The following is a 12,675-nucleotide window of genomic DNA, read 5'->3' on the forward strand; positions in this document are numbered from 1 at the left end:
AGCCCCTCGAGTTCCTCACGTTTCATAAACAGGATGAATCACGGACTGCCCGGTTTGACAAGGGGGTGGGTAATTACTGTCTCGGACGTGCATCGATCAAAACTTATGGTAGCTGACGATAAGCCAGCCAAAGTCACGCCAGTTCGAGCGTCCGGTCCGTCAACCGCGCGAACGCGACATCGTCGAGCGGCTCGCGGAATTGGCAACCCGCCTGATATTCGTCGGCCCAGATGATCGTCGCGATGATTTGGCCGATCTTGGGCAACGTCAGCCAGATCATCGCCCCCTTGGTCATCGGCGAATAGGTGTGGATCTTGGCGCCGTGCAGCGAGACGTCGGTCACCTTGCACAAGGCGCGATCGAGACCGCCGCGGCCCATCTTGGCATCGAGCGAGATCGGCGAACGCGGACTGCGACGGCGATCGGGTCTGACGGCGGGTTCGAATTCGGCGGCGATCATCGGCGGTTCCTTCCCGCGCCATTCGCGGGAGACGAAATCCTATGCCGGTATCGTTAAAGCGCGGTTAGCGATGCTGCCCCGCGGCGATTTTCCGTGGCCCCAAAACAGAACCGGCCCGCTCCCCGTGATGGGGAACGAGCCGGCTCGATCCGCGCAGCGCCGTGCGGCGCTGGTCGCAATGCTTACTTCTTGCCGATCGACGACATCGCGCCGAAACGCTTGTTGAAGCGCGCGACCTGACCGCCTGCGTCGAGCATCGTGCCGCGCCCGCCGGTCCATGCCGGATGCGCCAGCGGATCGATGTCGAGCGTCATCAGATCGCCTTCCTTGCCCCAAGTGGTGCGGGTCTGGAACTGCGTGCCGTCGGTCATCTGCACCGTGATGGTGTGATAATCGGGGTGAATGCCTTTTTTCACGTCTAAATCTCCGAAGAGCCGCTGGTTACCGACCAGCAGCGAGGTCGTGGCCACTAGCAGGGCGCAGCGGTCTTTGCAAACTCAACCGCCCCGCAATCCCCACCAGCGGCGCAGCGCGATCAGCGACCAGATCGCCTCGACGCCGCCGAACGGCCAGGCCCCCTGCAGGAAGCCGTAGGTCGACCCGAGCACGCAGGCCCCGGCAAAGCCGAGCACCCACCAGGACGAGCGCTGCTCGAAGGCGCAGCAGACCAGCATCGCCGACACGGCCAACAAACCGAACCAGGTCAGCGCGTCCATTACGCCTTTGGCGGATCGGCGATCATCGCGGTGAAATTGGCTTCGGCGGCGAGCTGCCCGTCGATCGTCGCGCGGCCTGCGAACTTGCAGACGCTCGAGCGCTTCTGGACGAATTCGACCTCGAGCTTGAGCAGCACGCCCGGCTCGACCGGTTTACGAAACTTCGCGCCGTCGATCGCCATGAAATAGACGAGCTTGCCCGAGCCGGCGAGCCCGAGCGATTCGACGGCAAGGATCCCGGCGGCTTGCGCCATCGCTTCGACGATCAGCACGCCCGGCATGATCGGCCGCCCCGGGAAATGCCCCTGGAAGAACTGTTCGTTGATCGTCACCGCCTTGATGGCGGTGATCGACCGGTCGAGGATCAGTTCCTCGACACGGTCGACCAACAGCATCGGATACCGGTGCGGCAGCGCCGCCATGACCCGCCCGATATCGAGCGGGCCAAGCGGGCCCCTGCTTTCGCTATCGCTCATCGGGCTCAGCGGCCCGATGGCGCCTTGGCGCCGGCAGCCGGTGCTGCGGCGGCGCCACCAGCCTGCTGCGCCTGCGCGCGACGCACGGCCGAGAGATAGACGAGCTGCTGGAACTGCTGCTGCAGCTGCGCGGTCTGCTGGCTCGGCTGCCAGTTGGCGGGCGGCGTGATCGACACTGTCGGGTTTGCGGCGTCGAGGGCTGCCTTAATCTCGTCGGTCATGTCGACTGCCGGCGCGCTGTACTGGACCGAATTGGCCGAGAGCAGCAAGCTGATCTTCTTCGAATCGACGACGGTCTTCACCGCAGCCGAATACTTCTGCGAGATCTGCTCGATCGCCCAGGCCTGGGCGCGCGTCGCAGGTGCGCTGAGACGTGCGGACTCGGCCTGCGCGGTCTTCTGCGCGGCTTCCATCTTGGCGAGGATCGGGTTGCGCGCAGCCTGGGCAGCGGCGATTTCCTCGTCCGACAGGCGCTTGTCCTTGTTGGTGTCGAGCGGCGCGCCGAGCGTTGCCATTTCGGTCTGCAGCGCAGCCTGGCGTGCGCTCGCCTGGTCGAGCTGCGCCTTGTAGGTCGTGCTGATCGACTGGTTGGCGGCGTCGAGCGCCTTCGCGGTCAGGATCACCGTCTCGGGATCGGAGATCGCCACGCCATTGGCCTGTGCAAATGCCGAATTCGCCATCGCGAGCGCCGGCACAATCGCCGCGCAACCCAGCATGAGCTTCTGGTACGTCTTCATCAGAACTGTGTCCCTACGTTGAAAGTAACGAGTTTCGAGTCGTCGCTCTTATCCTTGAGCAACGCATAAGCAAGATCGATCCGCAGCGGACCGAACGGCGAGTTCCAGTTGACGCCCGCACCGACCGAAATACGCGGCCGCGGCGAATCGCCACCGAAGGTTTCCTTGAACGGCGCGTTCGAACTGGTCGAGGCGACATTGGTCGACGTCCCGGTGCACGCCCCACCGATCGTCGACGAATAGCCGACTGCGCAGGTCGTGGCCGAACCCGGGTTCGTTGCATCGGTCGTCGGCACGACGTAGAGCGGGCTGCCGTTCGTCGCGTAGTTTTGCGTAATTAACGGCAGGTAGGTCACACGGCCGGTCACGGGGTCGATCTGCGTCGGGAACTGGCTGCCCTGCAGCACTGGCGATGTGATTCCGAACAGCGCACCCGCCTGGACGTAGATCGACGGCCGCAAACCGAGCTCGCGCGCGCCCGCGCCAAGCGGAATCTCGAGTTCGAGCTTGCCGAGATAATAGGCACGCCCGCCGAGCGCGTCGTCCGCCAGCAACTTCGTTCGATCGGTGACGAGCGTCTGATTGCCCGCCGCATCGGTCGTGTAGCTCTGCCGCTGGACGCGCGGGCCGACGCCGCGAATGTCGAAGCCGCGGAAATCGGGCTCGCCGAGATAGAAGCGATCGGTGATGCGGACATTGTCGATGCCGATGCCACGGCTCTTTTCGAGCGACTTGATATAGCCGCCCTCGACGTTGGCCGACGCGATGAAGCCGCTGCCGATGTTGAAGAACTTCGACCCCTCGAACTTGGTACGAATATACTTCACGTCACCGCCGAGCCCGGCAAAATCCTGGCTGAAAATGAATCGATGCCCCGCGGTCGGCCGCAAGCGGCTGTTGAGGCTGTCATAGATCAGCGAATAGCCGACCGACGACGTCCAGCGATTTCCGATTGCATCGCACAGATAGCGCCCGGCCTGAAGCGGATCGCACCCGTCGTTGGACGAGTTGCCGCGAATGCCGTCGAAATTGCTGTCGGTATAATAGGTCGACTTGTCCAACCCGACCTGATCGTACGACAGGCCATAGCGGCCGGCGAGCTGCCAATATTCGGTCAGCGGCACGCCCGAGCGAATCTGGAAGCCGGTCGAAACCTGCGTATAGGTCGTCTGGCGCTGGTTATTGAGCGTGTAGTTGAACGCGTTGTAATCGCGCCGGAAGATGTCGCCACCGATCGCGATGTTCTTGTTGAACAGATACGGTTCGGTGAACCCCAGCTCGACCGACTTCGAATAGGTCGAATAGTTGACGCTCGCGCGCAGTTCCTGGCCCTTGCCGCGGAAGTTGCGCTGGCGGATCGAAGCCTGGATGATGAAGCGTTCGAGGCTCGAATAGCCAGCCGACAGCGACAGCTCGCCGGTCGACTTCTCCTCGAGGTTCGCGGTCAGCACGACGCGGTCGGGCGAGGACCCTTGCGTCTGCTTGATCTCGAACTTGTCCTGGAAATAGCCGAGCGAGTTGATGCGGTCCTGCGAGCGCTTGACCTGGAAGCTGTTGAACGCATCGCCCTCCGACAAACGGATCTCGCGACGGACGACCTTGTCCTGCGTCTGCGTGTTGCCGTTGATGTCGATCCGCTCGACATAGGTACGCTTGGCTTCGGCGATGTGGAAGTTGAGCCCCATCGTCAGCGTGTCTTTGTCACGCGCGTAATCAGGGTTCACTTCGGTGAACGCGTACCCGAACAGGCCGGCCGCTTCGCTCAGCGAATCGATCGCGGTTTCGACCTTCTTGGCGTCGTACCAATCGCCCTTGTTGATGCCGAGGTTGGCGGCGAGCTTCTTATTGTCGAAGTCGCGGATGTCGCTGTCGACGGTGATATCACCGAACTTGTAGCGCTTACCCTCCTCCACCACGTACGTGATGATGAAGTCCTTCTTGTCGGGCGTCAGCTCGGCGACCGCCGAGGTCACCTTGAAGTCGGCATAGCCCTCGGTCAGGTAGAACTGGCGCAGCTTCTGCTGGTCGTATGCCAGGCGATCCTGATCATAGCTCGTGTTCGAGCTCAGCAGCGTGGTCAAGCGCGCTTGCTTGGTCGCCATCTGCTCGCGCAGCTTGCTGTCCGAATAGACCTCGTTGCCGAGGATGTTGATCTGGCGGACCTTCGACTTCGGGCCTTCCGATACCTCGAAGATCACGTCGACGCGGTTCTGGTCGAGGCTGACCATCTTCGGCTCGACGACCGCAGCGAAGCGGCCCTGGCGACGATACAGTTCGACGATCCGTGCGACGTCCTGCCGGACCGCGGTGCGCGTGAAGATCTGGCGGGGGGCGAGTTTCACCTCCTTCTTGATCTTGTCTTCCTTGAGCCGCTTGTTGCCCTCGAAGATGACGCGGTTGATCACCGGGTTCTCACGAACGCGCAGCACCAGCTCGCCGGTATCGGCGCCGGCGATGATCACGTCGGCGAACAGTTCGCTCGCGTAGAGATCCTTGATCGCCTGATCGAGCGTCTCGTTGGTGAACGCCTGCCCCGTCCGCAGCTTGGTATAGGACAGCACCGTCTCTGGCTCGAGCCGCTGCGCGCCTTCGACGCGGATCGACTTGATCGTACGCGACACGACCGGCGCGGCGGCAGCCACGACCGGAGGTGTGGCCTGCGCGGGAGCAGCGGCGGGCTGGCCCGTCGTCTGCGCCGACGCCGCGAGCGGAACGCCCGTCAGCATCGTGCCGGCGAGCAACACGGCGGTGGCCCGTGCGCCGAAATTGGAAACCTTGATCGCTGTCACATCCCACCCCAAATCGGAGAAAATTCCGCGTGGCCGATAAATCGTCGGCCCGCCCTGCCTTACAAGCGTCAACCGATCAAGCCGGTCAGCGACTTCCAGAGGCCAAATGCGCCGAGATCGTTGATCGTTACCATGATCATCAGCGCGAGAATCGCCGCCAGCCCGCCGCGAAACGCCCATTCCTGGATTGCCGGCGTCACGGGCCTGCGCCGGATCGCCTCGATCGCGTAAAAGAACAGGTGCCCGCCATCGAGCAGAGGGACTGGCAATAAATTGATGAATCCGAGATTAATGGAAACCCCGGCGATTAGGAAGATCAGGTCGGGCCAGCCGAGCGCGAGCTGTTCGCCCGACACTTTGGCAATGCGCAGCGGCCCGCCAAGTTCATCGACCGAGCGCCGCCCGGTGATGATCTGGCCCAGGCCGTCGAGCGTTGTCCGCAGGATCTTGCCCGTCATTGCGACGCCGAACGCGGGCGCCTCGAGCAAGCTGACGGGGCGAGCGACGGGTGCGGTCGGGCCGATCCCGAGCAAGCCCTTCTTGAATTCGTTGCCGAAGCGATCGCGCTCGGTCGCGGTTCCGAGCACGGCTTCGCGCTCGACGGTTGCTCCGCCGCGGACGTAACTGACCATCACACGCTCGCCGGGGCGTAGCATGGCGAATTGCGCGACATCGTTGAAGGTCGCGATCGGGCGTCCGCCAAGCGCGGTGATGCGATCACCCGGCTGCATGCCGATCGTCGACGCGGCGCTGCCGGGGCTGACCAGACCGACGACGGACGGCGTCCGGTCGACCCCGAAGGTCATGGCAAATCCCGAAAGGATGATGATCGCGACGATGAAATTGGTGATCGGCCCCGCTGCGACGACGATCGCGCGCTGCCACACGGGACGCGCCTGCAAAGTCCGCGCGCGCTCTTCGGGCGGAAGTTCGAGCCATGCCGGATCGGGGGCACTGGCGGCGTTGAGATCGCCCGCGAACTTCACATAGCCACCGAGCGGCAGCGCGCTGAACTTCCAGCGCGTTCCGCGGCGGTCGGTCCAGCCGAACAGCTCGTGGCCAAAGCCGATCGAAAATGCGTCGATCTTCACGCCGAACAGCCGCCCGGCGAGATAGTGTCCAAGTTCGTGCAGAAAAACGAGCGGCCCGATGACGAGCGCAAAAGCGAGGACGGTAAGCAACAGGCCTGGGGATTGGCTCAAACCGAGATATCCTTCACGTTCGCCCCTCTCGCCGCCCCGCCGCGCGACCCGACATACCGGCGCGCCATCCTGCGCGCTTCGGCATCGACCACGAGCACGTCTTCCAACGTCGCCGGCGCGGCCGGATCATAGCCCTCGAGCGTATCGGCGACGATTGCGGCAATTTCGAGGAAGCCGATCTCGCGGGCGAGAAAAGCCGCGACCGCGATCTCGTTGGCCGCATTGAGGATCGCCGAGCGCGCGCCGCCCGCGTTGAGCGCATCGCGCGTCAGTTGCAACGCCGGGAAGCGGACCGGATCGGGCGCGGTGAAATCGAGCCGGCCGATCGCGACGAGATCGAGCGGCGCCATCGGCGTGGCCATCCGGTCGGGCCAGGCGAGGCACGAGGCGATCGGCACGCGCATGTCGGGCGGGCCCATCTGCGCCAGCACCGAGCCGTCGACATAATCGACCAGCGAATGGATCACCGATTGCGGATGGATCACGATCTCGATCGCGTCGTTCGGCACCGGGAACAGCCGCGCCGCCTCGATCAGTTCGAGCCCCTTGTTGAACAAGGTGGCCGAATCGACCGAGATCTTCGCGCCCATCGACCAGTTCGGATGCGCGACCGCCTGTTCGGGCGTGACGCTGCGCATCTGCTCGGTCGACCATTCGCGAAACGGTCCACCGCTGCATGTCAGGATGATCCGCCGGACGCGCTCCGGGCGCGCCGCGTCGAAGCATTGGAAGATCGCATTGTGCTCGGAATCGGCAGGAAGCAGCGTCGCGCCCGATTTGGCTGCGGCGGCTAGAACGACCTCGCCCGCCGAAACCAGCGGTTCCTTGTTGGCCAGAATCACCGTCTTGCCGCCAGCAATCGCCGCCATCACCGGCTCGAGCCCGGTGCAGCCGACGATCGCGCCCATCGTGATGTCGGCACCCATGCTCGCCGCCTCGAGCACCGCGGCACGCCCGCCGCCGCACCCGATATTGGTCCCGGCAAGCGCCGCGCGCAGTTCGGGCAGGCAGCTTTCGTCGGCGACCACCGCGAATTTGGCATTGGTGCGGATCGCGGCGGCGGCAAGCCGCGCGACGTCGCAATTCGCGGTCAACGCAACGACCGCGAACCGGTCGGGCTCGCGCTCGATCAGATCGAGCGTCGACGTACCGATCGAACCGGTCGCGCCGAGAATTGTAATCGTCTTCACCACCAATAGACTTTCGGTAACAGGATCAGCAGCGCCGCGACGGGGGCGACGGGCACCAGACCGTCGAGGCGATCGAGCACGCCGCCATGGCCGGGAAGCAGCGTACCGCTATCCTTGACGCCCGCCTGGCGCTTGAGCCAGCTTTCATAAAGATCGCCCGCCTGTGCGAGCACGGCGAGCAAGGGCGTCGCCAGCGTCAGGCGAAGCGGCAGGCCATAGTAAAAATGCATCGCCGCGGCGAACAGGCTCGCCGCAGCAACGCCGCCGGCGAGGCCGGCCCAGGTCTTGTTGGGGCTGATCGCCGGGGCGAGCTTGGGCCCGCCGATCGCGCGTCCCGCAGCATAGGCGCCGATGTCGCATGCCCAGACCAGCGCCAGCGCCCACAGCGTGAGCACCACGCCCTCGCGCTGATGCCGGATCAGCAGCAGCGCCATGATCGGCAGCCCGACGTACAGCACGCCACGCGCGAGGCCGGGGAGCCGCGTCACGATCACGACGAAGAACGCCGCGCCAACCAACAGGCCAAGCGACAGGAACCCCGCCCCTGCCCCGACCACCGGCATCATGATCGCCAGCGGCACCGACAGCGCATATTGCGCGAGCCGCTTGGTGTGTGGCGGCGCATGTTGCAGATCGGACCACTCGGCCATCATGAACAAGCCGAGCACGACGCACAGCAGCCAGAACGCGATGCTGCCGAACACGATCGCGCCCAGCGCAACAGCGATCAGCGCCAATCCGACAACGATCCGGAGTGTAAGATTCGACGGGCCGGCCGCCTTGGGGACGGCGGTCACAGGCCGCCGAACCGCCGTTGCCGCTGTCCGAAGGTCGCGATCGCGCCAGCCAGCGTCTCGGCATCGAATTCAGGCCAGAGCGTGTCGACGAACAGCAATTCGGCATAGGCCGCCTGCCACAGCAGGAAATTCGACAGCCGAACTTCGCCGGACGTACGGATCAACAGATCGAGCGGCGGCAAGTCGCGCGTGTCGAGTTCATCCTCGAACATCGCCGCGTCGATCGTCGCGGGGTCGAGTGTGCCGGCCTGAGCACGCTCCGCCATGCGCCGGGCGACTTCGACGATCTCGGCCTGCGCGCCGTAATTGAGCGCCATCACGAGGATCGGCCCGGTATTGACCGACGTGCGCGCGATGGCGGTGTCGATCAGCTCGACGAGATCGGGGGTAAAGCGGCGATAGTCGCCGATGATGCGAAGCCGCACATTGTCGCGCACCATCTCGTCGAGATCGCTGCGGATGAAGACGCGCAGCAGACCCATCAGGTCGCTGACTTCCTCTTCCGGCCGCCGCCAATTCTCGCTCGAGAAGGCATAGAGCGTCAGCGCCTCGATCCCCATCGCACGCGCCGCGCGCGCGACGCGGCGGACTGCCTCGACACCCTGGCGGTGCCCGGCGATCCGCGGCAGATGCCGCTTCTTGGCCCAGCGACCATTGCCGTCCATGATGATCGCGACGTGGCGCGGGAGCACCCCGGCCACGGTCGCAGGATCGGCAGCCCGGGCGGCGAACGGCCTCACTTGCCCAGGATTTCCTTTTCCTTGGCCGATGCCGCGGCATCGATGCCGGCAATCGTCTTGTCGGTCAGCTTCTGGACTTCGGTCTCGAGCTTCTTGCGATCGTCCTCGCCGAACAGGCCCTTCTTCTCGTCGACCTTGAGCGAATCCATCCCGTCACGGCGCACGTTGCGCGCGGCGATGCGCGCATCCTCGGCATATTTGCCGGCGAGCTTGGCGAGCTCCTTGCGGCGCTCCTCGGTCAGATCGGGGATCGGCAGGCGCAGCGTGGTGCCGTCGACGATCGGGTTGAGGCCGAGCCCGGCCGAACGGATCGCCTTGTCGCACGGGCCGACGTTCATCTTGTCCCATACCTGGACCGAGATCATCCGCGGCTCGGGCACCGAGACGGTCGCGACCTGGTTGAGCGGCATTTGCGCGCCATAGACTTCGACCGTCACCGGATCGAGCAACGAGGTCGAGGCGCGGCCGGTGCGCAGCCCGCTGAGATCGCCCTTGAGCGATTCGACGCTGCCGGCCATGCGGCGTTCGAGATCAGCCTTGTCATACGCGGCCATGGATCAGTTTCCCTTGATATGCTGAACGGTCGTCGAGACGCCTTCGCCGCGCAGTACCGCGGCAAGGTTGCCCGACTGACGGATGTTGAAGACGACGATCGGAATATTGTTGTCACGGCACAAGGCGATCGCGCTGGCGTCCATCACCTTGAGGTCCTGCGCGAGCACGGTGCCGTAGCTGACGGTGTCGTAGCGCTTGGCGGTCGGCACGAGCTTCGGGTCGGCATCATAGACGCCGTCGACCGAGGTGCCCTTGAAGAGCGCGTCGCACTTCATTTCGGCAGCGCGGAGGGCTGCGCCGCTGTCGGTGGTGAAGAACGGACTGCCGACGCCGGCGGCGAAAATCACGATGCGCCCCTTTTCGAGGTGACGTTCGGCGCGGCGGCGGATGAAGGGCTCGCACACCGACGCCATCGGGATGGCGGACTGGACGCGCGTCTCGACGCCGATCTGCTCGAGCGCATTCTGGACGGCGAGCGCGTTCATCACGGTCGCGAGCATGCCCATGTAATCGCCGGTCGCGCGGTCCATGCCGCGTGCCGCGCCCGAGATGCCGCGGAAGATGTTGCCACCGCCGACGACGACGCAGAGTTCGTAGCCCTGGTGCTTCACATCGGCGATTTCGGCCGCGACGCGCGCGATGACGTCGGGGTCGATCGACAGGCCGCCCGAGCCCATCAGGACTTCGCCCGATAATTTCAACAAGATGCGTTTGTGGGCGATTGTCACGAGAATCCAGACTGCAATGGGCTTGGTCCGCCAGCGGGCGGTGCGGCGCGGACCTTATCGGCGACGCCGGATGATTGGAAGCGCGGAAACCGTGCAGAGTGCTCGGGTCGGCGCGGATGTGGGCGTGCCCCCGCTTCCGTCACCCTCGCGAAAGCGAGGGTCCCGCTTCTTCTTCTCGGCCCGGGCCAGGCAGCGTCATCCCCGCTTTCGCGGGGAGGACGGGTTCCCGACGTAACAAGGGCCGCACCATCCGGCGCGGCCCCTGCCCTTTATCGCATCACCCGAAGGCGAAACCGAATCGCTTACGCGGCCGGCTGCTGCGGAACGCCCGAAGCGGCAGCGACTTCGGCTGCGAAGTCGCTCGACTCCTTCTCGATGCCTTCGCCGAGCTGGAAGCGGACATAGTCCTTGAGCTCGATCGACTTGCCGGCGGCCTTGGCAGCGTTGGCGACGACGTCCGAAATCTTGGTCTTGCCGTCCATCACCAGCAGCTGGCTGACGAGCGCGTTTTCCTTGCAGTACTTCGCGATCGCACCGTCGACCATCTTGGCGACGATCTCGGCGGGCTTGCCGCTCTCCGAAGCCTTTTCGGTCGCGATCGCACGCTCGCGCGCGACGATCTCGGGGTCGAGGCCGTCCTCGTTGAGCGCCAGCGGGAAGGCTGCCGCGATGTGCATCGCGATCTGCTTGCCGAGCGGGAGGAGCACGTCCTCGCCAGCTTCGCTCTCGAGCGCGACGAGCACGCCGATCTTGCCGAGGCCGGGAGCGGCTGCGTTGTGGATGTACGGCACGATCGCGCCCGAGGTCACTTCGAGGCGCTTGGCGCGACGCAGGTTCTGGTTCTCGCCGATCGTCGCGATGTTGCTGGTCAGCGTCTCTTCGACGGTCTTCTCGCCGATCGAGGCCTGCTTGATCATCTCGATATCGTCGCCGAGCGCGAGCGCGACTGCGGTAACGTCACGCACGAAAGTCTGGAACTGGTCGTTCTTCGCGACGAAATCGGTCTCCGAATTGACTTCGACCGCCGCACCCTTGGTGCCGTTGACTTCAACGCCGATCAGGCCCTCTGCCGCGGTGCGGCTCGACTTCTTGGCGGCAGCAGCGAGGCCCTTGGCGCGCAGCCAATCCATCGCCGCCGTCATGTCGCCAGCCGCTTCGGTCAGCGCCTTCTTGCAGTCCATCATGCCCGCGCCGCTCTTTTCGCGCAGGTCCTTAACCGCTGCTGCAGTGATCTCGGCCATGTGAAAATCCTCTTGTCTGTAGATACGAATATAGGCGGAGCGGGGCGAAAAGCCCTACCCCGCCCATAGGTCAGTTCGGTGACGCTTACGCGTCGATCTGGCGCTCGGCCTCGGCGACCATTTCGGCCTGCAGGGCTGCGTCCGATGCCGGCGTGATCTCGGCGGCAGGAGCCTCCGGTGCCACGGTCAGCGCTTCCTCGGCGGGCGGCGCTTCCATCGAACCGATGTCCTGACGGCGCGACATCTGCTCGTTGCCACCGCGCGTCGCGGCGATCGCGATCGCTTCGCAATACAGGCGGATCGCACGGCTGGCGTCATCGTTCGCCGGAACCGGGAATGCGATGCCGTCGGGCGAGACGTTCGAATCGAGGATCGCAACGACGGGGATACCGAGCGTGTTGGCTTCCTTGATCGCCAGCTCTTCCTTGTTCGCGTCGATCACGAACATCACGTCGGGGATGCCGCCCATGTCGCGGATACCGCCGAGGCTGAGCTCGAGCTTGTCGCGCTCGCGCGTCAGCTGGAGGACTTCCTTCTTGGTGAGGCCGTGCGTGTCGCCCGAGAGCTGCTCTTCGAGCGTCTTGAGGCGCTTGATCGAACCCGAGATGGTCTTCCAGTTGGTGAGCATGCCGCCCAGCCAGCGATGGTTGACGAAGTGCTGGCCCGAACGGCGAGCGGCGTCAGCGACGGGCTCCTGCGCCTGGCGCTTGGTGCCGACGAACAGGACCTTGCCGCCAGCGGCGGTCGACGCCGAGACGAACTCGAGCGCGCGCGCGAAGAGCGGAACGGTCTGCGAGAGATCGAGGATGTGGACACCGTTGCGGTCGCCAAAGATGTAAGGCTTCATCTTCGGGTTCCAGCGATGCGTCTGGTGGCCGAAGTGTGCGCCCGTTTCGAGCAATTGCTGCATTGAGACGACTGGTGCCGCCATAACATAGGTCCTTTCCGGTTGTGCCTCTGGGAAGCGAGTCATCCGTGGATCCAGGGTGAAACCCCGGACGGACACCGGCAATATGTGCTTCCCATGCGGTGTGAAGGCGGCCC

14 protein-coding genes are annotated in these 12,675 nt (G+C 64.7%); all 14 read right to left on the bottom strand.

Features of this window, described 5'->3' with window-relative positions; translation table 11 throughout:
* Positions 1 to 133: 133 nt before the first annotated feature.
* Complete coding sequence (locus QN347_RS07850) at positions 134 to 460, bottom strand: PilZ domain-containing protein (protein WP_133188485.1); 327 nt, start codon at positions 458 to 460, stop codon at positions 134 to 136.
* Between the two features lie 182 nt (positions 461 to 642).
* Positions 643 to 876: a 50S ribosomal protein L31 gene (rpmE, locus tag QN347_RS07855; protein WP_010186706.1), complete on the bottom strand. Its 234-nt coding sequence runs from the start codon at positions 874 to 876 to the stop codon at positions 643 to 645.
* An 81-nt stretch (positions 877 to 957) separates the two neighbouring features.
* The gene (locus QN347_RS07860) at positions 958 to 1,176 is read right to left on the bottom strand and encodes a hypothetical protein (RefSeq protein WP_322163650.1); all 219 of its coding nucleotides are present in this window, start codon (positions 1,174 to 1,176) and stop codon (positions 958 to 960) included.
* Entirely contained in the window at positions 1,176 to 1,652 is a 477-nt protein-coding gene (fabZ, locus tag QN347_RS07865; RefSeq protein ID WP_133188489.1) for a 3-hydroxyacyl-ACP dehydratase FabZ, read from the bottom strand. The genes QN347_RS07860 and fabZ overlap by 1 nt, the downstream gene beginning before the upstream one ends.
* Positions 1,653 to 1,657: 5 nt before the next feature.
* Entirely contained in the window at positions 1,658 to 2,389 is a 732-nt protein-coding gene (locus QN347_RS07870) for an OmpH family outer membrane protein (protein WP_133188491.1), read from the bottom strand.
* Complete coding sequence (gene bamA / locus QN347_RS07875; RefSeq protein ID WP_416194499.1) at positions 2,389 to 5,178, bottom strand: outer membrane protein assembly factor BamA; 2,790 nt, start codon at positions 5,176 to 5,178, stop codon at positions 2,389 to 2,391. Before bamA ends, QN347_RS07870 begins: the two co-directional genes overlap by 1 nt.
* A 68-nt stretch (positions 5,179 to 5,246) precedes the next feature.
* On the bottom strand, positions 5,247 to 6,380 hold the full coding sequence (locus QN347_RS07880) for a M50 family metallopeptidase (RefSeq protein ID WP_189674828.1): 1,134 nt from the start codon (positions 6,378 to 6,380) through the stop codon (positions 5,247 to 5,249).
* Positions 6,377 to 7,570: a 1-deoxy-D-xylulose-5-phosphate reductoisomerase gene (locus QN347_RS07885; RefSeq protein WP_322163646.1), complete on the bottom strand. Its 1,194-nt coding sequence runs from the start codon at positions 7,568 to 7,570 to the stop codon at positions 6,377 to 6,379. Before QN347_RS07885 ends, QN347_RS07880 begins: the two co-directional genes overlap by 4 nt.
* Positions 7,567 to 8,367: a phosphatidate cytidylyltransferase gene (locus QN347_RS07890; RefSeq protein ID WP_322163645.1), complete on the bottom strand. Its 801-nt coding sequence runs from the start codon at positions 8,365 to 8,367 to the stop codon at positions 7,567 to 7,569. Before QN347_RS07890 ends, QN347_RS07885 begins: the two co-directional genes overlap by 4 nt.
* Positions 8,364 to 9,068 carry an isoprenyl transferase gene (locus QN347_RS07895; protein ID WP_133188499.1) on the bottom strand — a complete coding sequence of 235 codons (705 nt, stop codon included), beginning with the start codon at positions 9,066 to 9,068 and terminating at the stop codon, positions 8,364 to 8,366. The genes QN347_RS07890 and QN347_RS07895 overlap by 4 nt, the downstream gene beginning before the upstream one ends.
* Positions 9,069 to 9,103: 35 nt before the next feature.
* Positions 9,104 to 9,661 carry a ribosome recycling factor gene (frr, locus tag QN347_RS07900; protein WP_322163642.1) on the bottom strand — a complete coding sequence of 186 codons (558 nt, stop codon included), beginning with the start codon at positions 9,659 to 9,661 and terminating at the stop codon, positions 9,104 to 9,106.
* A 3-nt stretch (positions 9,662 to 9,664) separates the two neighbouring features.
* Positions 9,665 to 10,339 (bottom strand): UMP kinase, encoded by a 675-nt coding sequence (gene pyrH, locus QN347_RS07905; protein ID WP_322164200.1) that lies wholly within the window; start codon positions 10,337 to 10,339, stop codon positions 9,665 to 9,667.
* Between the two features lie 353 nt (positions 10,340 to 10,692).
* Positions 10,693 to 11,631 (bottom strand): translation elongation factor Ts, encoded by a 939-nt coding sequence (tsf, locus tag QN347_RS07910; RefSeq protein WP_322163640.1) that lies wholly within the window; start codon positions 11,629 to 11,631, stop codon positions 10,693 to 10,695.
* 85 nt (positions 11,632 to 11,716) lie between these two features.
* Positions 11,717 to 12,562, bottom strand: a complete 846-nt coding sequence (gene rpsB / locus QN347_RS07915) for a 30S ribosomal protein S2 (RefSeq protein WP_189674833.1) — start codon at positions 12,560 to 12,562, stop codon at positions 11,717 to 11,719.
* Between the last annotated feature and the right edge of the window lie 113 nt (positions 12,563 to 12,675).

The sequence above is a fragment of the Sphingomonas sp. 10B4 genome (assembly GCF_035019905.1).
GTDB classification, from domain to species: domain Bacteria; phylum Pseudomonadota; class Alphaproteobacteria; order Sphingomonadales; family Sphingomonadaceae; genus Sphingomonas; species Sphingomonas glacialis.

Bases quoted from the DNA above. Each gene is read 5' to 3' on its own strand.
- QN347_RS07860 (WP_322163650.1), bottom strand. From the start codon at position 1,176: ATGGACGCGCTGACCTGGTTCGGTTTGTTGGCCGTGTCGGCGATGCTG.
- QN347_RS07870 (WP_133188491.1), bottom strand. From the start codon at position 2,389: ATGAAGACGTACCAGAAGCTCATGCTGGGTTGCGCGGCGATTGTGCCG.
- pyrH (WP_322164200.1), bottom strand. From the start codon at position 10,339: ATGGGCTCGGGCGGCCTGTCGATCGACCCCGACGTCATCGCGCGCGTC.
- fabZ (WP_133188489.1), bottom strand. From the start codon at position 1,652: ATGAGCGATAGCGAAAGCAGGGGCCCGCTTGGCCCGCTCGATATCGGG.
- frr (WP_322163642.1), bottom strand. From the start codon at position 9,661: ATGGCCGCGTATGACAAGGCTGATCTCGAACGCCGCATGGCCGGCAGC.
- QN347_RS07850 (WP_133188485.1), bottom strand. From the start codon at position 460: ATGATCGCCGCCGAATTCGAACCCGCCGTCAGACCCGATCGCCGTCGC.
- rpsB (WP_189674833.1), bottom strand. From the start codon at position 12,562: ATGGCGGCACCAGTCGTCTCAATGCAGCAATTGCTCGAAACGGGCGCA.
- tsf (WP_322163640.1), bottom strand. From the start codon at position 11,631: ATGGCCGAGATCACTGCAGCAGCGGTTAAGGACCTGCGCGAAAAGAGC.